22 protein-coding genes are annotated in these 21,308 nt (G+C 61.4%); all 22 read left to right on the top strand.

Going from position 1 to position 21,308, the window contains the following annotated elements; translation table 11 throughout:
* Positions 1 to 98 precede the first annotated feature (98 nt).
* Positions 99 to 611 carry a PAAR domain-containing protein gene (locus ACY4LX_RS00450; protein WP_463258890.1) on the top strand — a complete coding sequence of 171 codons (513 nt, stop codon included), beginning with the start codon at positions 99 to 101 and terminating at the stop codon, positions 609 to 611.
* The gene (locus ACY4LX_RS00445; RefSeq protein WP_463258889.1) at positions 608 to 1,417 is read left to right on the top strand and encodes a hypothetical protein; all 810 of its coding nucleotides are present in this window, start codon (positions 608 to 610) and stop codon (positions 1,415 to 1,417) included. Before ACY4LX_RS00450 ends, ACY4LX_RS00445 begins: the two co-directional genes overlap by 4 nt.
* Positions 1,418 to 1,419: 2 nt before the next feature.
* Positions 1,420 to 1,620: a hypothetical protein gene (locus tag ACY4LX_RS00440; protein ID WP_149659444.1), complete on the top strand. Its 201-nt coding sequence runs from the start codon at positions 1,420 to 1,422 to the stop codon at positions 1,618 to 1,620.
* 19 nt (positions 1,621 to 1,639) lie between these two features.
* Positions 1,640 to 2,017, top strand: a complete 378-nt coding sequence (locus ACY4LX_RS00435) for a hypothetical protein (RefSeq protein ID WP_463258888.1) — start codon at positions 1,640 to 1,642, stop codon at positions 2,015 to 2,017.
* A gap of 520 nt (positions 2,018 to 2,537) precedes the next feature.
* Complete coding sequence (locus tag ACY4LX_RS00430) at positions 2,538 to 2,828, top strand: hypothetical protein (RefSeq protein ID WP_463260665.1); 291 nt, start codon at positions 2,538 to 2,540, stop codon at positions 2,826 to 2,828.
* Complete coding sequence (locus tag ACY4LX_RS00425) at positions 2,825 to 3,211, top strand: hypothetical protein (protein ID WP_463258887.1); 387 nt, start codon at positions 2,825 to 2,827, stop codon at positions 3,209 to 3,211. The genes ACY4LX_RS00430 and ACY4LX_RS00425 overlap by 4 nt, the downstream gene beginning before the upstream one ends.
* Positions 3,208 to 3,603 (top strand): hypothetical protein, encoded by a 396-nt coding sequence (locus ACY4LX_RS00420; RefSeq protein WP_463258886.1) that lies wholly within the window; start codon positions 3,208 to 3,210, stop codon positions 3,601 to 3,603. Before ACY4LX_RS00425 ends, ACY4LX_RS00420 begins: the two co-directional genes overlap by 4 nt.
* Positions 3,600 to 3,821 carry a hypothetical protein gene (locus ACY4LX_RS00415; protein ID WP_149659450.1) on the top strand — a complete coding sequence of 74 codons (222 nt, stop codon included), beginning with the start codon at positions 3,600 to 3,602 and terminating at the stop codon, positions 3,819 to 3,821. The genes ACY4LX_RS00420 and ACY4LX_RS00415 overlap by 4 nt, the downstream gene beginning before the upstream one ends.
* A complete protein-coding gene (locus tag ACY4LX_RS00410; protein WP_149659451.1) occupies positions 3,818 to 4,240 on the top strand; it encodes a hypothetical protein in 423 nt (140 codons plus the stop codon). Before ACY4LX_RS00415 ends, ACY4LX_RS00410 begins: the two co-directional genes overlap by 4 nt.
* Positions 4,237 to 4,665 carry a hypothetical protein gene (locus tag ACY4LX_RS00405; protein ID WP_256672289.1) on the top strand — a complete coding sequence of 143 codons (429 nt, stop codon included), beginning with the start codon at positions 4,237 to 4,239 and terminating at the stop codon, positions 4,663 to 4,665. The genes ACY4LX_RS00410 and ACY4LX_RS00405 overlap by 4 nt, the downstream gene beginning before the upstream one ends.
* Positions 4,666 to 4,689: 24 nt before the next feature.
* Positions 4,690 to 6,477 (top strand): type VI secretion system baseplate subunit TssF, encoded by a 1,788-nt coding sequence (gene tssF, locus ACY4LX_RS00400; RefSeq protein WP_123515708.1) that lies wholly within the window; start codon positions 4,690 to 4,692, stop codon positions 6,475 to 6,477.
* The gene (gene tssG, locus ACY4LX_RS00395) at positions 6,441 to 7,448 is read left to right on the top strand and encodes a type VI secretion system baseplate subunit TssG (RefSeq protein WP_149659452.1); all 1,008 of its coding nucleotides are present in this window, start codon (positions 6,441 to 6,443) and stop codon (positions 7,446 to 7,448) included. The genes tssF and tssG overlap by 37 nt, the downstream gene beginning before the upstream one ends.
* Before the next feature lie 14 nt (positions 7,449 to 7,462).
* On the top strand, positions 7,463 to 10,117 hold the full coding sequence (tssH, locus tag ACY4LX_RS00390; RefSeq protein ID WP_149659453.1) for a type VI secretion system ATPase TssH: 2,655 nt from the start codon (positions 7,463 to 7,465) through the stop codon (positions 10,115 to 10,117).
* 10 nt (positions 10,118 to 10,127) lie between these two features.
* Positions 10,128 to 11,648: a sigma-54 interaction domain-containing protein gene (locus tag ACY4LX_RS00385; RefSeq protein WP_463258885.1), complete on the top strand. Its 1,521-nt coding sequence runs from the start codon at positions 10,128 to 10,130 to the stop codon at positions 11,646 to 11,648.
* Positions 11,649 to 11,933: 285 nt separating this feature from the next.
* A complete protein-coding gene (locus ACY4LX_RS00380) occupies positions 11,934 to 12,074 on the top strand; it encodes a hypothetical protein (RefSeq protein ID WP_008030659.1) in 141 nt (46 codons plus the stop codon).
* A gap of 17 nt (positions 12,075 to 12,091) precedes the next feature.
* Positions 12,092 to 13,288 (top strand): type VI secretion system-associated FHA domain protein TagH, encoded by a 1,197-nt coding sequence (gene tagH, locus ACY4LX_RS00375; protein WP_133835360.1) that lies wholly within the window; start codon positions 12,092 to 12,094, stop codon positions 13,286 to 13,288.
* A gap of 5 nt (positions 13,289 to 13,293) precedes the next feature.
* Complete coding sequence (gene tssJ / locus ACY4LX_RS00370; RefSeq protein ID WP_149659456.1) at positions 13,294 to 13,794, top strand: type VI secretion system lipoprotein TssJ; 501 nt, start codon at positions 13,294 to 13,296, stop codon at positions 13,792 to 13,794.
* 2 nt (positions 13,795 to 13,796) lie between these two features.
* Positions 13,797 to 15,128, top strand: a complete 1,332-nt coding sequence (tssK, locus tag ACY4LX_RS00365; protein WP_133835362.1) for a type VI secretion system baseplate subunit TssK — start codon at positions 13,797 to 13,799, stop codon at positions 15,126 to 15,128.
* A gap of 5 nt (positions 15,129 to 15,133) precedes the next feature.
* Complete coding sequence (gene icmH, locus ACY4LX_RS00360; protein WP_463258884.1) at positions 15,134 to 16,009, top strand: type IVB secretion system protein IcmH/DotU; 876 nt, start codon at positions 15,134 to 15,136, stop codon at positions 16,007 to 16,009.
* A 13-nt stretch (positions 16,010 to 16,022) separates the two neighbouring features.
* Positions 16,023 to 19,562, top strand: coding sequence for a type VI secretion system membrane subunit TssM (gene tssM / locus ACY4LX_RS00355; protein WP_463258883.1), 3,540 nt, complete (start codon positions 16,023 to 16,025; stop codon positions 19,560 to 19,562).
* Positions 19,562 to 20,290: a PP2C family protein-serine/threonine phosphatase gene (locus ACY4LX_RS00350; protein WP_463258882.1), complete on the top strand. Its 729-nt coding sequence runs from the start codon at positions 19,562 to 19,564 to the stop codon at positions 20,288 to 20,290. The genes tssM and ACY4LX_RS00350 overlap by 1 nt, the downstream gene beginning before the upstream one ends.
* Complete coding sequence (locus ACY4LX_RS00345) at positions 20,287 to 21,288, top strand: serine/threonine-protein kinase (RefSeq protein WP_463258881.1); 1,002 nt, start codon at positions 20,287 to 20,289, stop codon at positions 21,286 to 21,288. Before ACY4LX_RS00350 ends, ACY4LX_RS00345 begins: the two co-directional genes overlap by 4 nt.
* Positions 21,289 to 21,308 lie beyond the last annotated feature (20 nt).

Genomic DNA, 21,308 nt, shown 5'->3' with positions numbered 1-21,308 from the left:
CACCATGGGTAACGTCGCTGGCGCAAAACCCGATTCGTTCCACCTATCCGTGAGCCGAAATGGCAACGGTCAAGTCAAGGTCGACTAAGGAGACCCGTATGTCCGGCAAACCCGCAGCACGCCTTGCCGACCCCACCGCTTGCCCGGTCTCCGGCCACGGCACCAACCCGATCGCCGCCGGTTCCGGCGACGTCTTCTTCGACGGCCTCGCGGCCGCCCGCCAAGGCGATGCCTCGGCGTGTGGTGGTGCGATGTCGGATGGGTTGGCGACGACGGTTTTGATTAATGGGAAAGCGGCGGCCACGGTTGATTCTGTGGGGACGCATGGCAACAAAGTTACGGCGGGTTCCGGGACGGTGATTATTGGGAATTCGCATTCGGCGGTGCCGTTTGTGGCGCCGATTCCACTGATGCTTTTCTCTCATTGCCAGCATGTTGTGATGAAAGACCAGGACGGCAATCCATTACAGGGGATTCCGTATCACATTAAAAATGCCAAGGGAGAAATTGTCTCGGGACAAACAGATGCCATGGGAAGAACTCAAATGGTTGGAGGCAAGGAAGGCGAGAGCTTTGATTTTCATCCAGCCATCGACGGGGTTCTGCTATGACTGCGGAAGTTCTCTCGATGTTGTATGTCTCCTCGGTGGCTCTAACTCCAAAAGCCGATCCGGTTGGGAAAGAAGTAGTCTTGAAGGTTTTTTGGCCAACTACGAAGTTATGGTCAGACGCTGATATCGCGGCCTATCACGATGAGGCGCCGATGATTGCAGAAAGACTAATTAATGAGAAGTATTGGAATAAAGACGGGGAGGTAAGCGACTACAAGTTTACCTGCGAGGATTTTGCAATACGCGTCTTGGTAGAGTTTTCCAGTAAGCGCGGGCTGCCGGTAAAACTTAAGACCGGTGTCAGAGCTTATAAAAACATGGAGAACTATAGCGCGGCTGCACATGATCGATATGCCTCGAATATGTACGGTTTCGCCGAAATGGTCATGCTGACCTACGGCGCACGTGAGATGCAAAACACCGTAGAAAACACCACGGCAGTAGCTACAGTCGAAGATTTGAAGCCCGGCGACATTCTTGCTCAGGCGCTTGACCGGCCGATGATGACAACCGCCCATCATATTCAAATGGCCGTTTCCGTGACCAGTGACCGGATAGATATACGCCAAGGAAATACCGATGCCGCCATTGTGTGGCCGTTTACTTGGGGGGTAAAACTAACAGGGAAAGATATGGCTGATCCCCAAAGTGGTGGATATGTGGGCCTTCCTGTTCAGAAAGGTTATTTCACCAAAGACGTATCTGGCTGGACTTATCATAATTTGAATAAGGGAGCCACACGGGAAGATTTTTTAAAGGCCTTCGAGTTTTATCGCTGGAATTTTATCGGCTTTAATAAGGAGTGAACATGGAAGGCTACTTCTCTGGAATGGTAGATAACAATTATTTCGGGTTGTTGGCGATTTTTTGTTTTGTAGTTGGAGTTGCGGGTCTGGTCCCTCGTATCAGGGTAAAAAAGTCTTATAAATTTTTTAATTTTTTGTGCGTTATGGCGATTCCGGCAATGTACCTGCTGGGACTTTATTACTTGACTCACTCTGAGGTCTGATGACGTTGGAGGCATCGCAGTGATCTGGGTAAAACGCTTCCTCATGGTGGTAGGGCTCCTGGCCTGCATCGCCAGTGTGTTGGTCGTTTCCCGGATGGATTTTTCAAAGGCTGAGCCTCGGGTGTTGAGTGAGCACCCCAACGCGAAATGGCGTGGCGGTGCCGATGGTGGGCAGTACATCGAAGTCACCCGCTCCGAACCGCCTTATTACTTCGTTCAGGTTCGCAACGACGACGGCTCGTTATGGGACGAAGGTTGGCTCAAGTTTGGTGAGAAAAACGGCGAGCCGCTCACGGCGAATGATGTGGTCGTGTTCACTGGGGAGGGCGTTATTTACCTCCAGCAATGCAAGGTGCTCAGTGCCGACCGGGCCAAGGCTGAACAGACGCGGTGCTGATGTTTTTTTTACAGGATGAAAGGGAAGAGGGATCTTGGGTGATTGATCGTGGCGAAGCATTGCGTGGCAGCGTTTGAACATGAATAGCCAACGAGTGATCGGGTTGGTCGTCCATGGGATGGCCTGCGTGCTCTATATCGTGATGAATGGCTTCGCCGTGCCGATCTATAAAACCCTGGTCGGCGGGCTGACTTCCCGTGGCGTCGCCATCGGCATGGGCATGTACCTGGTTTATTACTTTTTCGTTTTCCTGAATCTTGTTTTGGTCTTCATCCCGCGCCTGGCCGCCCAGTTTGGCGTGGCGATTTTCATGATGGTCTCGATCCTGGTTTACCTGCTGCCGCGCTATCCCGTACGGGCCATGGCGTATTGCACCCTGGCGGGTGGTTTGACCCTTTGCGCCATTCTGGTCACCCGCGCCCTCAATGCCGCTTTTACCCGCTGGCGCGCAGCACAGGGAGTGGCCCGATCCCCCGCGCCTCGTGCGCCCGTCAAACATCCTCTGGCCAAAGGGCTCGCTGTGGCCGTCGCGGTCGTGACAGCGATCCTGGCCTGGGCGACGCCTGTGTTTTCCAACGCCTTCATGTTGCTGATGGACCGGGCGAATTTCATTCCGCGCGAGTCGTCGATCTGGACCTTCGAGCCCTACGAAATCAACCAGGGCTCGAGCAACTACTGGCTCTACGGCGAAGACGCGCAGCGCTATTACTACTTCGCCTACACCCCCGACGCGCCTTATCGCTCAATCGCCAAGCGCAATCAGTGCGCAGGCTTCGACAAGCGCGATGTGCACACCTGGTGCACACCATGACGCGTTCGATGCAGGTGTGGAAATGGCTCAATCATGTGCTGAGCGCCATCGGTGTGTTGACGATCATCGCGCTGGTCACGCTGTTCATCTCGCTGCGCCCCTCCAATCCTTCAGCGCCCGTGCTGCCGGGTTACCCGGATGCGGTCTGGCGCGGGGCGCAGGATGGCGGCTTTTTCATCGAGATCACCCGGTCCAATCCGCCGGATTACTTTGTGCAGGTGCGGTATGAAACCGGAGACCTCAATAGCGAGGGCTGGATCCGGTTCCAGACCCCTGACGGCAAGCCGCTGACGATGGCGCGGGTCAACAGTGCTGATGGCGAGTTCCTGTATGTCGACTCGTACCTGCCCATGACACCGAACAAAGGAGGGACTCGTCGATGAGCCTTCGCTCCTTCGTGGCGTCTGTGTTGGCAGCGGGATATCTGTCGTTGGTCGGCTGCACGACGCAACTGACGTACATCTACGAAATTGACCTGTTGAATACCTGCGGCGTGCCGCTGCAGATTGAATCGAAAAATGCCAGCAACTGGTTGCCGCTGATGGAGCCGCGCGTCCTTGCACCGGGCAAGCAGTACGCCGTGGCCAGTTACCTGTCTTACGACGAAGACGGCGGTATACAGGTTGATGACAACTTCTTGCTGACCGTCAAAGGAACTGAAAAAACGCGCCTCTTCAGCGCGGACGACCTACGCAACGCCCTGCCTGGCATCAAACGCGAACGCGATGGCAGTCGCCGTATCTGGACACTCAAGGATGGAGTCTTTTGCCCATGATCAACGTATCGGACGAGATGCGTGGTTACCTGATGTACGTGGCCGACAGTGATCTGTTCGGCGGCCTCGCGATACTGAGCCTGCTGTTGGTGGTCACGGCGATCAGCCGACGCCTGCGCCAGTCGCGGCTGCATCGCGCGCTGACGTTCATGGTCCTGATTTCACTGGTCGCGATCGAAGTCGCCGGCAGTTGCTACTCCTCAGTGAGCCCGGCATGAACACCCCGAGCCGAATTCTAATCAGCGTATTGATCCACAGCCTTGGCTGTCTGGCTTACGCGATCCTGAATGACGCGGTCGTGCATGCCTATAAAGCATTCAACGGTGGGTTCACCACCCGGGGCGTCGCGATTGGCGGGGCCAGCCACGCACTCTTTTATATCTTTGTGACCGTCAATTTGATCGTCGCGTTGATTCCGAACCTGTTGGCCAAGCTGCTGTTACTGAGCGTGATGGTGGGTTTCATCCTGCTCTGGATGATGCCCGAGAATCCGCTGCGGGCGTTGTTCTACGGCGTGGCCCAGGGTTCTGTCACGTTCATGGCGATTCTGACGACGCAAGTCATCGAATTGCGTTGGGCCCAGAGGTTGTGGAATCGCCGCACCGGACAAACCCCGAGCGCAGGTGTTCGCCCGTGATCAGTCTGAACCGACGCCTGTTCCTGGGCGCCGCCCTCTGGGTGCCGATCATCGCGTTCGAGGTTCTGATTTATCTCGAATCGACGGTGTGGAACCCGACGGCATTCAACTGGGAGCAGTTCCTGACGATCCACGTCCTCTGGTTCGGGTCCCTGGCCTATATCGTTTTTGCCGCGTGGGCAACGCGAAAGCTGAGCAGGACAACCGAACAACAGATCGTGAAGAAAATCTGGTGCGCGCCGCTGATGTTCATCCCTTTTTACGCGGCGCCCTGGGTGATCAGCGGGCTGGGTCTTTTGCTTTTCGGGCAACTGTCCGGGCTCGGAATGATGGTGATGTGGGTGGCGTTTTTGCCCTATCTGCTGGGCGTCGGCTACGTCATCTCCGGGCTCACGGTTGCGCTCTACAGGACGTTTTATTCATGAGATTTCTTACCAGGCAGGTAACCCGTGTCCTTTAACCACTACTACCAAAGCGAACTCACCGCACTTCGCCAGTTGGGTCGTCGATTCGCCGAGCGTAGCCCGGCGTTGGCGCCTTTCCTGGGTCAGGCCGGGCGGGATCCGGACGTGGAGCGGTTGCTCGAGGGCTTCGCTTTCCTGACCGGACGCCTGCGCCAGAAGCTCGATGACGAGTTGCCGGAACTCAGCCATTCGCTGATGCACCTGCTGTGGCCCAACTACATGCGGCCGCTGCCGGCGTTCAGCATCTTGCAGTTCGACCCGCTGAAGCGTTCCGGGCCGGCGTTGATGGTCGAGCGCGACACACCGGTGGAAAGCGTACCGATTGACGACGTGCGCTGCCGCTTCCGCACCTGCTACCCGACCGAAGTCCTGCCGCTGGATCTGGCCGCGCTGAATTACTCGGTGAAGGGCGACGGTTCGCTGTTGAGCCTGCGGCTGGAGATGAGCGCCGACGGCCACCTCGGAGAGCTGGAACTGAGCCGCTTGCGCCTGCACTTTGCCGGCGAGCGCTACATCAGCCAGATGCTCTACTTGAGCCTGCTGCGCAACCTCGAAGGCATCGAGCTGATCCCGCTCGACGGCGCCGGCAAACCCATCAATGGCGTCAACGGCACGCCGATGGCGTTCAAGATGCCGGGCGACCGCGTGCAGCCGGTGGGGTTTGCCGAAGAAGAAGCGCTGATCCCGTATCCGCTGAACACCTTCCGCGGCTACCGCTACCTGCAAGAGTATTTCGCCTTCCAGGACAAATTCCTGTTCGTCGACATCAACGGCCTCGACCTGCTCAAGGCGCTGCCGGAAGACACCCTCAAGCAAGTGCGCGGCCTCGAATTGCGCTTCGACATTCGCAAGAGCGGCATCCAGCGCCTGCGCCCGACCCTGGACAACGTGAAGCTCTACTGCACGCCCATCGTCAACCTGTTCAAGCACGATGCGTTGCCGATCCGCCTCGATGGCAAACAGGACGAATACCTGCTGCTGCCGGCGGAATACGACCTGGAAAACTGCGGCGTGTTCTCCGTCGAAACGGTCACGGGCTGGAAGCCGGGCGGCCTCGGTTATCAGGAATACGTGCCGTTCGAATCCTTCGAGCACGACCCGAGTTTCGACGTGCCCAACAGCCGTCCGCACTACAGCATCCGCCAGCGTTCGTCCTCGTTGCACAACGGCCTCGACACCTACCTGAGCTTCGGCATCCGCCACACCGAAGCCCACGAAACCCTGTCGATCGAGCTGATGTGCACCAACCAGAACCTGCCGCGCAAGCTCAAGCTCGGCGACATCAGCCAGGCCTGCGAAGAGACGCCGGAGTTCCTGAGTTTCCGCAACATCACCCCGGCCACGCCCAGTTACGCGCCGCCGCTGAACCGTGACTTCCTGTGGAAGCTGATCAGCAACATGTCGCTTAACTACCTGTCGCTGGCCGACGTCAACGCGCTGAAGGTGATTCTCGAAACCTACGACCTGCCGCGCTACTACGACCAACACGCCGAAAAAGTCAGCAAACGCCTGCTGGGCGGGCTCAAGTCGATCAAGCACCAGCACGTGGACAGATTGCACCGAGGGTTGCCGGTACGCGGGTTGCGCACCGAGCTGACCATCGACCCGGAAGGGTATATCGGCGAAGGCGACCTGTTCGTTTTCGCTTCGGTTCTTAACGAGTTTTTCGCGCTTTACGCCAGTCTCAATTCGTACCACGAGTTGCGCGTAAAAAGCACACAGGGAGAGGTGTACCAATGGACACCACGTATGGGCCTTCAGCCGCTGCTTTAAGCGGGCTGACCCGAGGAATACGCGAGTACTCGCTGTTTCAGGCCGTGCTGCTGGTGGTGGACCGGCTGCGCGAGGCCCACCCGCACCTGAGCCAGGACGACTTGTACGACCAGCTGGAATTCCAGGCCAACCCGAGCCTGGGTTTCCCTGGCAGTGACGTTGATCGCGTGGAGTTTTTCACCGAGCACGGGCACCTGCGCGCGCGTATGCGTTTCAACCTGATCGGCCTGGTCGGCTCGGGTTCGCCGCTGCCGGCGTTCTACGGCGAACAAGCCCTGGGCGACAGCGAAGACGGCAACCCGACACGCAACTTCCTCGACCTGTTCCACCATCGCCTGCAACGGCTGATGCTGCCGATCTGGCGCAAGTACCGCTACCGCGCGAGCTTCGAGAGCGGGGCGCTTGACCCGTTCTCCGCGCAGTTGTTTGCGTTGATCGGTCTGGGCGGCGAAGAGATCCGCAAGGCCAAGGAACTGAACTGGAAACGCCTGCTGCCGTACCTCGGCCTGCTCAGCTTGCGCGCGCACTCGGCGGCGTTGATCGAAGCGGTGCTGCGGTACTACTTCAAACACGCCGAACTGACCATCGAGCAGTGCATCGAGCGCCGCGTGGAAATCCTCGACGAGCAGCGCAATCGTTTGGGCCGCGCCAACAGCATGCTCGGCGAAGACCTGGTCCTCGGCGAGCACGTGCGCGACCGCAGTGGCAAGTTCCGCATTCACATCCGCGAACTCGACTGGCTGCGTTTTCACGAATTCCTGCCCATCGGTTTCGGCTACCAGCCGTTGTGCGCGCTGGTGCGGTTCACCCTGCGTGACCCGCTCGATTACGACATTCGCCTGGTGCTGCGCCAGGAAGAAATCCGCGAACTGCGCATCGGTGAGCAGAACGCCTGTCGCCTGGGGTGGACCAGTTGGCTCGGCCGCGAAAAAGCGGACGGCGTGGTGACCCTCGGCAGCAAAATTCATTAAGGACAGATGACTAAATGAGCAACGTAGACCTGCAACAACTGATTCAGGCGCTGGACGCCGAAACCCGCCGTGACCTGGAAAGCTCGGCCGAACGCTGCGTCGCCCGTGGCGGCAGCAAGATCCTCGTCGAAGACCTGCTGCTGGGCTTGCTGGAGCGTCCCAATGGCCTGCTCGCACGCGCGCTGCAAGATGCCGAAGTGGATGCCGGAGAACTGAGCGCCGCCCTGCAATCGCGGGTCGAGCACAGCGCCTCGCGCAACCCGGTGTTCGCCCCGGAACTGGTGCAATGGCTGCAAGACGCCTTGCTGGTGGCCAACCTTGAACTGGGCCAGACCCAGGTCGAGCAAGCGGCGTTGATCCTCGCGCTGCTGCGCAATCCGATGCGCTACGCCGGCAGCCGCTACCAGGCATTGCTGGCCAAACTGAACATCGACCGCCTGAAAGAATTCGCCCTGTCCCAGAAAGAACAACCGGCCACTGGCAAATCCGCCGTGCCGGGGGAATCCCTGCTGGAGCGCTTCACCCACAACCTGACCCAACAGGCCCGCGACGGCAAACTCGACCCGGTGCTGTGCCGCGATGGCGCGATCCGCCAGATGATCGACATCCTCGCCCGTCGCCGCAAAAACAACCCGATCGTGGTCGGTGAAGCCGGCGTCGGTAAAACCGCGATCGTCGAAGGCCTGGCCTCGCGCATTGCGGCCGGTGAAGTGCCGCAAGTGTTGAAAGGCGTTGAGCTGCTGTCCCTGGACATGGGCCTGTTGCAGGCCGGTGCCAGCGTCAAAGGTGAATTCGAGCGGCGCCTCAAAGGCGTGATCGACGAAGTCAAAGCCTCGCCAAAACCGATCATCATCTTCATCGACGAAGCCCACACCCTGATCGGCGCGGGCGGCAATGCCGGTGGTTCCGACGCGGCCAACCTGCTCAAGCCAGCCCTGGCCCGTGGCGAGTTGCGCACCATCGCCGCCACCACGTGGGCGGAGTACAAGAAGTACTTCGAGAAAGACCCGGCCCTGGCCCGTCGTTTCCAACCGGTGCAACTGCACGAACCGACCGTCAGCGAAGCGGTGACCATCCTGCGTGGCCTGGCTCAGGTCTACGAGAAAAGCCACGGCATCTACCTGCGTGATGACGCGGTGGTTGCAGCGGCCGAACTGTCCGCCCGTTACCTCGCCGGTCGTCAACTGCCGGACAAGGCTGTGGACGTGCTCGACACCGCTTGCGCCCGCGTCCGCATCAGCCTCGCCGCCGCCCCGGAAAGCCTGGAGCGCCTGCGTGGCGAACTGGCTGAAGGTGGTCGCCAGCGTCAGGCCCTGCGCCGGGATGCCGAAGCCGGTCTGCTGATCGACCACGAAGCGCTGGAGGCTCTGGAAGCTCGCCTGGAAGAAGCCGAGGACGAAAGCGTCGCGCTGGAAGCCCTGTGGACTGAACAGAAAGAACTCGCCGAGCGCCTGCTGGATCTGCGTCAGCAACTGGCCAAGGCCCGGGTCGCGGTCGCCGTTGAGCCCACCGTCACGGTTGAAGAAGACGCCGAAGGCACCGTGATCGAAACCCTCGAAGTGCCGGTGGATGAAACGCAAAGCGTCGCGTCCCTGGAAGCCGCGCTTAACGACACCCACAAAACCCTGACAGCACTGCAAGTCAAAGAGCGGCTGGTGAGCTTCGAAGTCTGCCCGCGTCTGGTGGCTGAAGTGATCAGCGCCTGGACCGGCGTGCCCTTGGCGCAACTGGCCCGCGAGCACAACGCCAAGGTTGCAAGCTTCGCCACCGACCTGCGCGTGCGCATCCGTGGTCAGGAACAAGCCGTCCACGCGCTGGATCGCTCGATGCGCGCCACTGCCGCCGGCCTGAACAAACCCGATGCACCGGTGGGCGTGTTCCTGCTGGTCGGCCCGAGCGGCGTCGGCAAGACCGAAACCGCGCTGGCCCTCGCCGATTTGCTGTACGGCGGTGATCGTTTTATCACCACCATCAACATGTCCGAGTTCCAGGAGAAGCACACCGTGTCGCGCCTGATCGGTGCACCGCCAGGCTACGTCGGCTACGGCGAGGGCGGCATGCTCACCGAAGCCGTGCGGCAGAAACCGTACTCCGTGGTGTTGCTCGATGAAGTCGAAAAAGCCGACCCGGACGTGCTCAACCTGTTCTACCAAATCTTCGACAAAGGCGTGGCCAACGACGGCGAAGGGCGCGAGATCGACTTCCGCAATACGTTGATCCTGATGACCTCGAACCTGGGCAGCGACCTGATCGCCGACCTCTGCGAAAACGGCGAGCGGCCATCGGCCGAAGTGCTCGAAGAAACCATTCGCCCGGTGCTGAGCAAACACTTCAAACCGGCACTGCTGGCACGGATGCGCGTGATCCCTTACTTCCCGGTGGGCGGCCCGGTGCTGCGCGAGCTGATCGAGATCAAACTCGGTCGTCTGGGCGAGCGTTTGAACCGTCGTCAGCTGGAATTCACCTGGTGCCAGAACCTCGTCGATCACCTGTCCGAACGCTGCACCCAAAGCGACAGCGGCGCGCGTCTGATCGACCATCTGCTGGACCTGCACGTGCTGCCGCTGGTAGCCGACCGTTTGCTCGATGCGATGGCCACCGGTGAGAGCCTCAAGCGCGTTCACGCAACGCTCGACGGCAACGCCAGCGTGATTTGCGAGTTTGCCTGAGGTGGGTGTGATGTTCACTCAAGTGCCGCAACCACTGGTCTATGCCGAAGCCTTGCTGGCGCAGTTCGCCAGCCTGTCGCGGGCAGCGAACGGTGCTGCGCTGCTGGGTGACTTCGTGCGCGGTTTGGCCGAACTCAGCGGTTGCGAGTTGACCCAGTTGTACCTGTTGGACGCGACCCACACTTGCCTGGGCATGAACGCCGAGTGCCTCAATGGCACCCTGCAACTGCAAGGCGCGGCGAGCATGCCGGCGGATTACACCGGTGAGCAACTGCTGCAATTCGCCCTGTGCCAGAACCGCGTGGTGTGCCTCAGCGAGTTGAGCGGCAGCCTGCACGAAACCAGTTTTCTGCCGCTGCAGGCCACGCCGTGGCAATCGCTGTTGTGCGTGCCGCTGGTCAATCAGCAGAAGGCTGTCGAAGGCTTGCTGCTGTGCGCCAGCCCCCGGCACATCGCCCTGCAAGGCTTTGCCGATTCCCTTGGGCAACTGGGGTCGTTCGTGCTCGGCCAATTGCATCTGCTGCAACGCCTGCGTCAGCCTGCCAATGCCGCCGCGCCGGTCAATCGCGGTGCTCCGAGTGTCAGCGGTTATGGCTTGATCGGCAAAAGTGCGGCCATGCGCCAGACCTATTCGCTGATCAGCAAAGTCCTGCACAGCCCGTACACCGTGCTGCTGCGCGGCGAAACCGGCACCGGCAAGGAAGTGGTCGCGCGGGCGATTCACGATTGCGGGCCGCGCCGTTCCCAGGCGTTCATCGTGCAGAACTGCGCGGCGTTCCCCGAGAACCTGCTGGAAAGCGAGCTGTTCGGCTACCGCAAAGGCGCCTTCACCGGCGCTGATCGCGACCGCGCCGGGCTGTTCGACGCGGCCAACGGCGGGACCTTGCTGCTGGATGAAATCGGCGACATGCCGTTGTCCCTGCAAGCCAAGCTGTTGCGTGTGTTGCAGGAAGGCGAGATCCGGCCGCTGGGTTCCAACGACACGCACAAGATCGACGTGCGCATCATCGCCGCGACCCACCGGGATCTGGCGGTGCTGGTCAGCGAAGGCAAATTCCGCGAGGACTTGTACTACCGCCTCGCGCAATTCCCGATCGAGTTGCCGGCCCTGCGTCAGCGCGAAGGCGACATCCTCGACCTGGCCCGGCACTTCGCCGAAAAGGCCTGTGCATTCTTGCAGCGCGATGCGGTGCGTTGGTCCGAGGCGGCGCTGGATCACCTGTCCGGTTACGCCTTCCCCGGCAACGTGCGCGAACTCAAAGGCCTGGTCGAACGCGCGGTGCTGCTGTGCGAGGGCGGCGAGTTGCTGGCCGAGCATTTCTCCCTGCGCATGGAAGCCATGCCCGAAGACAACAGCGGCTTGAACCTGCGCGAACGCCTGGAGCAGGTCGAACGCAGCCTGCTGCTCGATTGCCTGCGCAAGAACGACGGCAACCAGACCCTCGCCGCCCGAGAACTCGGGCTGCCACGCCGCACGCTGCTGTATCGCCTTGGGCGCTTGAATATCAATTTGGGTGATTTCGATGGCTGATCTCAACGTCTGGACTCGGATTGGAACGCCACCTGTGGCTTGCGAATTCCCTGTGGCGAGGGAGCTTGCTCCCGCTGGGCTGCGCAGCAGCCCCAAAACCCTGCGCCGCCGGGCGTCAGCCAAACCGCGTCTGCTGTTTTACGACGGCTGCGCAGTCGAGCGGGAGCAAGCTCCCTCGCCACAGAGGCCTCGTGCCAGAGCCCTTGGCTTCACCTTATTCGCTTCTGACAGCGCCACCCGTAAGGGTCGGCGCTTTGTACTTTGTCTACCTCTGGAGTCCCTCTGATGTCTGTTCGTCACTGGCAAGCCGTCCTGCTGACCCTCGTCGTTCTATGCGGCCTCGGCGGCTGCAGCGGCAATTACAAATTCAACGACAACACCTATCGCCCATTGGGTGATCCGCAGGCGGTCAATCGCGGCAAGTGACCGCAAGGAGCATCATCATGGAACTGGTTTTCGAAATGCTGAACACCAAGCAGTTCGTGCCCACGGATTTGTGCCAGAAGACCTTCAAGCAGGCCGGTGGCGTGATTGGCCGGGGCGAGGATTGCGACTGGATCATCCCGGACCGCAAGCGTCACCTGTCCAACCACCATGTGGACATCAGCTACCGCGAAGGCACTTTCTTCCTGACCGACACCAGCAGCAACGGTGTTCAGGACGGGCAGAGCGGCGCGCGCCTGCGCAAGGGCGAAGCGGTGCGTATCGAACACGGCAGCACCTACGTGCTGGGTGACTTTGAAATCCGCGCGCGCCTGGTGCGCGACCCGGCGACGTTCGACGTCGAAGTCGGCCGTCCACAGGCCGCGGGCAGCATCATTCCTGACGATGCGTTCCTCGACCTCGACCCGATGAACGCCCTCGACCAGCAGGAGCGCGTGTACTCGGAAATCGACGAACTGATCTCCCCGCGCAACGCGCCCGAGGACACCCGTCAACGCGCCGATTACGCGCGTATCGACATGGAAAGCCTGATGGTGCCGGAGCTGATCGACGCCCCGGTCGAACCGGCGCCAGCCCCGCCGCCGAAAGCTGTCGAGCGTCAGAGCGACGGTTTCTGGGAACACTTCGGTGCCGCCCTGGGCGTGGACCTCAAAGGCCTCGACCACGACGCCCGCGAAGCCCTGGCGCTGCACGCTGCGCGTCTGCTGCGCCAAAGCGTCGGCGGCTTGCAACAGAGCCTGCGCACCCGTAGCGAGTTGAAGAACGAACTGCGCCTGGCCCAGACCCTGGTTCAGGGCAACCAGAAAAATCCGCTGAAATTTGCCGTGGATCCGGGTGAAGCGCTGGAGATTCTGCTACAGCCGAACAAACCGGGGCAGATGCCGGCCGAGCAGGCGATCTCCCGTTCGTTCCGCGATTTGCAGGCGCACCAAGTGGCGTTGCTGACCGCCAGCCGTGCGGCGGTTCGCGGCACCCTGGAACACTTCTCGCCCGAGCAGTTGACCTTGCGTTTCGAGCGCGACAACAAGCCGATCCTGGCCACTTCCGGCAGTCGCTGGAGAGCCTACGGCCGTTATCACCAGGCCCTGCGCCAGGACGATGACTGGAGCGAACGCTTGCTGGCCCGGGACTTTGCCCAGGCTTACGAAGAACAGATCCGCCTGATTTCCACCCTACACACCGACCACCAAGGATGATGCGCATGTCTCGCTGCTCGACCGCTTTTTTCAAGACGCTGACGGCGCTGACGGCCCTGGTGCTGCTGGCCGGCTGCTCGTCGCTGTCGCCGTATTCCACCGTGACCAAGCTCAACCTGAAGCTGACCGCCAGCGATCAACTGAACCCGGACCTCAATGGGCGCCCGTCGCCGATCGTGGTGCGCCTGTTTGAGCTCAAGCACCCGGTGACCTTCGAGAACGCTGACTTCTTCAGCCTGTACGAACGCGCCAAGGAATCCCTGGCCCCGGACCTGGTCGCCACCGAAGAGCTGGAACTGCGTCCGGGCGAATCCGTGGACCTCAAGCTTAGCGTGGAGGAGGGCAGCCGCTACGTGGGCGTCCTCGCGGCCTACCGCGACCTGCCAGAAACCAAATGGCGCTACACGGTGCAAGTCACCCCGGTGGAACTCACCGAGGCTGACCTGACTCTCGACCAGGCCGGCATCCGCAACACCAATGAAACGCTCGCCAAGGCGGTTGACTGATCATGAACTCCCATAAAGTCATTTGGCAGGAAGGCATGCTGCTGCGTCCGCAGCACTTCCAGCACAACGATCGTTACTACGACCACCAGATGAAGACCCGCACCCAGTTGCTGGGCAGTTACACCTGGGGCTTCCTGAACCTGGACATCGACTTGCAGTTCCTCAACATGGGCAAACTGGTGATCAGCCAGGCCTCGGGGATCCTGCCGGACGGCAGCCTGTTCGAACTGGGCGGCAACACCGAGCCGCTGGCGCTCGACGTACCGCCGAACACCGGCAACACGCCGATTTACCTGGCGCTGCCGCTGGTCACGGGCAACCACATCGAAGCCCGCCGCCCGGAGCAATCCGACGTGCTGGCGCGCTACACCGCGTATGAAGCGGAAGTCGCCGACTCCAACGCCGGCGACGACTCCGCCAGCCAGGTCAGCTGCGCCCGCCCGGACTTCAAACTGTTGCTCGGCGAGCAGCAGAGCGACCAGGCTTACGTGAAGCTGAAGATCTGCGAAGTGCTCGACACCACGCCCGACGGCGTGATCAGCCTCGACCCGGACTTCGTGCCGACTTACATCCAGGCGCATTCCTCCAGCTACCTGCTGTCGTGCCTCAAAGAAGTGATCAGCATGCTCGGCCACCGGGGCGACACCATCGCCGACCGGATCCGTTCCAACGGCAAGGTCGGCGGCGCGGAAGTCGGCGACTTCATGATGCTGCAACTGATCAACCGCACCGAACTGCTGCTGCGCCACTACCTCGGCCTGGAACAGGTTCACCCGGAAGAGTTGTACCGCACGCTGCTGACCATGCTCGGTGATCTGGCGACCTTCTCCAGCGACAGCAAACGCCCGCGCCTGGACAGCCGTTACCAGCACAGCGACCAGGGCGCGAGCTTCCGCAAACTGATGGAAGCGATTCGTCAGGTGCTGTCGATGGTGCTCGAACAGCACGCCATCGAGCTGGTGCTGCAAGCGCGTCAGTACGGGATCATCGTCTCGCCGTTGCACGACCACAAACTGTTGGGCTCGGCCTCGTTCGTGCTCGCGGCCAGTGCCAACTGCGATTCCGAAGAACTGCGCCACCGCTTGCCGGCGCACCTCAAGGTCGGCCCGGTGGAGCGCATCCGCCAACTGGTCAACCTGCATCTGCCAGGCATCAAGGTCAAACCGTTGCCGGTGGCCCCGCGGCAGATCGCGTTCCACTCCAACAAAACCTATTTCATCCTCGAACTCAGTTCCGAAGACCTGGCGCAACTCGAGCGCTCCGGCGGCTTCGCGTTCCACGTGTCCGGCGAATTCGCCGAGCTTGAACTGAAATTCTGGGCCATCAGGAACTGACCGACATGATCAAGGACACGGAATACAACCAGGACGATAAAACCGTCCTGCTCGACCGCCAGGGCCACGGCCCTGCTTCGAGTCCGCTGACAGACTTCGCCGCGCCACCGCGTTTCGAACAGCTCGAAGAACGCATGATCTACGCCGCGCGTTTGCGTCCGGCCGAAGCGTTCAACATCAGCCTCAATTCGCTGGTGGCCGCCGCGTCTGACTTGTTGTCGGAAGTGGTGCGCCTCAAGCACAGCGACACCCGCGAAGACATGTACGCGCTCAACGAGCGTCTGACCTCCGCGCTGAAGCTGTTTGAAGTGCGCGCGCTGCACAACGGCGCCGAAAGCAGCCAGGTGATGGCCGCCCGTTACGTGCTCTGTACCGTGGTCGACGAAGCCGTCGTGACCACGCCGTGGGGCAACGAAAGCGAGTGGTCGCAGATGAGCTTGCTCAGCAGCTTCCACAACGAAACCTTCGGCGGCGAGAAGTTCTTCCAGCTGCTGGATCGCCTGTCGAAAAACCCGGTCAAGCACTTGCCGATGCTGGAGCTGATGTACCTGTGCCTGTCCCTGGGCTTCGAAGGCAAGTACCGGGTGCAAGCCCGCGGCATGCTCGAACTCGAAGGCATCCGCGACGCCTTGTATCGTCAGATCCGTCAACTGCGCGGCGACGTGCCACGTGAGCTTTCACCCCATTGGGAAGGCCTGAACGATCAACGCCGCAGCCTGGTGCGCATCGTGCCGGCGTGGATGGTGGTGCTGTTCACCGTGGTCTGCCTGGTGGTGATGTATTCGGGTTTTGCCTGGGTACTGGGCGAACAACGCGAAACCGTTCTGCAACCTTATCAGCAGCTAGATCCGGCCGCGGTCCCGCCGCAGTCGCAGCCGTAAACAGGGACGTGTGATGAAAAAGTTTTTCAAGAAAGTCGGCGCATTCTTGCGCAAGACCTGGGTCTGGACCTTGCTGGTGGTGCTGTTCCTCGCGCTGCTGGTGTGGTTCGTCGGGCCGCTGCTGGCGGTGGATGACTACAAGTTCTGGGAAGGTTCGACCTCCCGCTTGCTGACCATCAGTGTGCTGTTCCTGATCTGGGGCCTGACCATGGTCTTCGTCAGCTGGCGCGCCGGTGTGCGTAAAAAGGCCATCGAAGACACCGAAGACGGCCAGGATCGTATCCGCCGTGAAGAGCTGATCGACGAAGAGCAGAAAGAGTTGAAGGTGCGCTTCAAAGACGCGCTGAAAACCCTGAAGACCTCGAGCCTGTATCGCGGTCGCAGTGAGCGCTGGCGCAGTGATTTGCCCTGGTACTTGCTGATCGGTCCACAGGGCAGCGGCAAGACCAGTCTGCTGGACTTCTCGGGCCTTGAGTTTCCGATCAACAAGATCGACCGCAAACTGACCCGCGACACCCTCGGCACCCGTCATTGCGACTGGTACTTCGCCGACCACGGCGTACTGATCGACACCGCTGGCCGCTACCTGACCCAGCCGGATCAAGAGGTCGATGGCAGCGCCTGGAACACCTTGCTCGACCTGCTGCGCAAGCGTCGTCGCAACCGTCCGTTGAACGGCGTGCTGGTGACCATTCCGGTGGAAACCCTGCTGGGCGGCAGTGAGCAGGACCTCGACACTCTGGCGCGCCAGGTGCGTGCCCGTCTGCAAGAGGTGCATCAGAAACTGCACGTCGACGTGCCGATCTATCTCGTATTGAGCAAGGCTGATCGCCTGCTCGGCTTCGACGAGTTCTTCGATCAACTGACCCGCGAAGAAAGCGATCAGGTGCTCGGCACCAGCTTCCGCAAAGAGCAGAGCGGCACCGATGTCGCCGTGCTGCGCGCCGAGTTCGAAGAGCTGCTGCGTCGTCTGAACAGCCAAGTGATCATGCGCATGCACCAGGAGCGCGACACCCAGCGCCGTGGCCGCATTCTCGACTTCCCGCATCAACTGGGGCAGATCGGCGAGCGCCTGTGCCTGTTCGTCGACATGGCGTTTACCGGCAACCGCTACCAGCGTGTCAGCCAGTTGCGTGGTTTCTACCTGACCAGCGCACCGCACCTGACCCAGGAAATGGACCAGACCACCGCCGGCATCGGCGCCAATCTGGGGCTGAATGCCGGCGTGCTGCCGACCCTGCGCAGTGGCCGTTCGCGCTTCATCCACCATTTGCTCAGCCGCGTGATTTTCCCGGAAGCCGATCTGGCGGGCCTGGACAAGCGCGAGCGCAGCCGCATCCACTGGGGCCAGCGTGCCTTGTACGTGGGGGCGCTGGCGGCATTGGCGCTGTTCGGCATCCTGTGGGCCGGTGGTTTCTCGGCTAACTACGAGCGCCTGGAAAGCCTGCGCAACCTGGCACAAAACTGGACGCAATCGCGCTCGGCACTGACCGCGCGTGACGACTCCATGGCCGTGCTCAAGACCCTCGACACCAGCTACGCGGCGACTCAGGTCTTCCCGAACAAGGGTGATGTGAGTTACCACGAGCGCGGCGGTCTGTATCAGGGCGAAGAGTCTAATCCGGTGGTCAAGGCTGCCTATGAGCGTGAGCTTCAAGCTCAACTGTTGCCACGGGTCGCGACCCTGCTCGAAGGGCAGATCCGCGCCAACATGCAGGACCGCGAGCGCTTGCTCAACAGCCTGCGCGCGTACCTGATGCTGAACATGAAGGATCGCCGCGATGCAGGCTGGCTCAAGGATTGGGTCGCCACCGACTGGTCCACGCGTTACGCCGGCAACACCGCGGTGCAGAACGGTTTGAACACGCACTTCGAGCGCTTGTTGCAGCAGCCGTTTATCTACCCGCTCAACGATCAACTGGTGGCCCAGGCCCGTCAGGTCTTGCGCAGCGAGTCCCTGGCCAACGTGGTTTACCGGATGCTGCGCGAGCAGGCCCGCAACCTGCCGGAATACCGTCTGAGCCAACACATGGGCCCGCAAGCGGCGCTGTTTGTCGGCACTGACTACGTGATCCCGGGCTTCTACACCCAACAGGGTTATCAGCAGTACTTCTCGATCCAGGGCTCGGCGCTGGTCACCGATATCCTGCGCGACAACTGGGTGCTGGGCGAAGGCTCGGGCATCAGCGGCATGGACTTGCGTCGCCTGATGGTCGAACTGGAGCAACTGTACTTCCGCGACTACGCCAACTTCTGGAGTGAAGCGGTGGGCCAGGTTGCGCTGCCACCGATCAATGATTTCAGCGAGGGCGCCGAGCAACTGGCGGGCCTGACCTCGGCCAACTCCCCCGTCCTGCAACTGCTGGTGGAAGTGCGCGAGAACACCCGGTTCCCGGCCGAAGCCGAGGCGGTTGATCAAGCGGCGGATGCGGCTGGCGCATTGGCTGATCAGAAGGGCAAGTTGGGCAAAGTCGGCAAACTGGCGGCGGCCGCCGCGGACAAAGCCTCGGACATGGCGGCGACCAAAAACCTGCCGGACACCGCGAAGAAATCCCTGCAACGACGCTTCGAACCGCTGCACCGTCTGCTGGATGACAACAACGGCCCGGCCGCTGATTTGACGCCTGCCTTGCAAGCGCTCAACGACCTGCAACTGCAAGTCGCCAGCCTGGCCCGCGCCAGTTCGCCGGAGCAAGCCGCGTTCGAAATGGCCAAGACCCGCATGGGCGGCCAGCGTGATGCGCTGAGCAACCTGCGCAACGCGTCCAACCGTTTGCCGCGTCCGGTCAGTGTCTGGTTCAACGTGTTGGCCGAAGACACCTGGCGTCTGGTGCTCAACGATTCCTACCAGTACCTGAACCAGCGCTACCAGAGCGAGCTGTACAGCTTCTACGGCAAGGCGATCAACAAGCGCTATCCGTTCAGCGCCCACAGCACCAGCGACGTGGCGATCAGCGATTTCCGCGAGTTCTTCAAGGCTCAAGGCATCAGCGACCGCTTCTTCGAAACCTACATGCGTCCATTCGTCAGCGGCGATCCGGGCAACTACCGCATGCGTAGCGTCGATGGCCACAGCCTGCCGATCTCCAAGGTCTACCTCGACCAGATGGCGGCGGCGCAAACCATTCGCCAGAGCTTCTTTGCCGAGAACCCGGCCGAGCCGCAAGTGCAATTCAAACTGGAGCCGTACACCCTCGACCCGGCCGTCAGCCGTTCCGAGTTCAAGTTTGGCGACAAGACCATCGAATACCGCCACGGCCCGATCGTGCCGGTGTCGTTCAAATGGCCGACCGATGCTGAAGACGGTCGCACCAGCCTGGTCCTCGACAAAATGGCCGGCCGCCCGATCGGTATCGAGAAAAACACTGGCCCTTGGTCGCTGTTCCGTCTGTTCGACCTGATGCAGACCGAGTACCTGAACGGTCGCGACGTGCTGGTGTTGAAAGCGGACGTGGGCGGCCTGCGTGCCAACTACCTGCTGTCGAGCCAACGCACGCCGAACCCGTTCGACATGGGCGTGCTGCGGACCTTCCGTATGCCGGTGCAACTCTGATGCCGGTTGCCAGTCTCTGGCGCAGCGCTGCGCGTACCGATCCGGGTAAGGTTCGGGCGCGCAACGAAGATGCCTTCCTCGACTCGCCGCAGCAGGGGCTGTGGGTGGTCGCGGACGGCATGGGCGGTCATCAGGCTGGCGATATTGCCAGCCAGTTGATCGTCGCCAGCCTGGCGGAATTGCCGGTGCAGGACGACTTCGACGAACGACTCAAAGGCATTCGACAGTGCTTGCACTGGATCAACCGCCGCTTGGGCCAGGAGTTGACCGTCACCGCCGGGCGCCACGACAGCATCATGGGCAGCACCGTGGTGGCGCTGTTGGTGGAAGGCAGTCGCGCGGCCTGCATCTGGGCCGGCGACAGCCGCTGCTATATGTGGCGTGGCCAGCGTTTGTATCAGCTGTCCAAGGACCATTCGCTGCAACAGCAACTGATCGACGAACAAAACATGAGCGTCGAAGACGCCCGCGCCCATCCTTCGGCCCATGCCCTGACCCGTGCGGTCGGGGCGGCCGATGTGCTGACGCTGGACGTGCTCGAACTTGAGGTTTACCCCGGCGATACGTTCCTGTTGTGCAGCGACGGTTTGTACCAAGGGCTCAGCAGCGATGCCCTGGGTAACGCCCTGAGCCTGACCGCGCCGCACGTTGCGCTGGAGCGTCTGTTCGACAGCGCTCTGCGTGGCGCGGCCCGGGACAACCTGACTGCTGTGGTGATCCGCCAATGACTGAACTCATGCGACCGATCGACGACCTGCTGGTGAGCGAAGAGCAGGACAACAACCTGACCTACTTTGCGTTCGCCAAATCTCATCAGGCCGAACCTGCACTGGCGCCCACACGGGCCAGCGTCGGCGAATTGCCCGACGTGCTGGGCGGGCGTTACCGCATCGAGCGCTTGCTCGGTGCCGGTGGCATGGGCGCGGTTTACCGCGCACGGGACTTGCTGAACGAACAGTTCGGCGATCCCGACCCTTACATCGCGCTGAAAATCCTCAGCGAAGAATTTGCCGAATCGCCGGACGCCAGTGCCTTGCTCTACAGCGAGTTCGCCCTGACCCGACGCCTGCGCCACGACAACGTGCTGCGCTTGCACACCTTTGAAGTCGACACCGACTGCCAGCGCGCCTTCATCACCATGGAACTCATGCGTGGGCTGACCCTGGACAAATTACTCTGCGAGCGGCCCACCGGCCTGCCGTGGAAAGAACTGCGCGACATCGCGCTGCCGCTGCTCGACGCGCTGGCCTACGCCCACGCTCGCGGCGTGCTGCACGGCGACATGAAGCCGAGCAACGTGATGCTCAGCGAGGAGGGCGTGCGCCTGTTCGACTTCGGCCTCGGCCAGGCCGAAGAGGGCATCTTGCCCGGCCTGCCGCACCTGAGCCGCAGCCGCTTCAACGCCTGGACCCCCGGCTACGCCGCCCCGGAACTGCTCGAAGGCCAGCCGCTGACCGCCAGCGCCGACGTCTATGGCGTGGCCTGCGTGCTCTACGAACTGGCGAGCGGCAAACACCCGTTCCGCCGCTTGCCCTCGACCCAGGCCCGCGACGAACGTCTGGAGCGCGAACTGCACGCACCCAAGAACCTCCCGAAACACTGCTGGCCAGCCCTGCGCAACGCGCTGACCTTCAACGCGGCTGATCGTACGGTCAGCGCCGCTCAACTACGCGACGCCATGGGCGCCACCTCGTCCTGGCTGCAACGCCTGCGTCTCTCGGCGTAACGGATGACACTCGAACAGGG

This window comes from Pseudomonas sp. Emmai (genome assembly GCF_055179735.1).
This window is presented reverse-complemented; position numbering and strand designations above follow the sequence as displayed.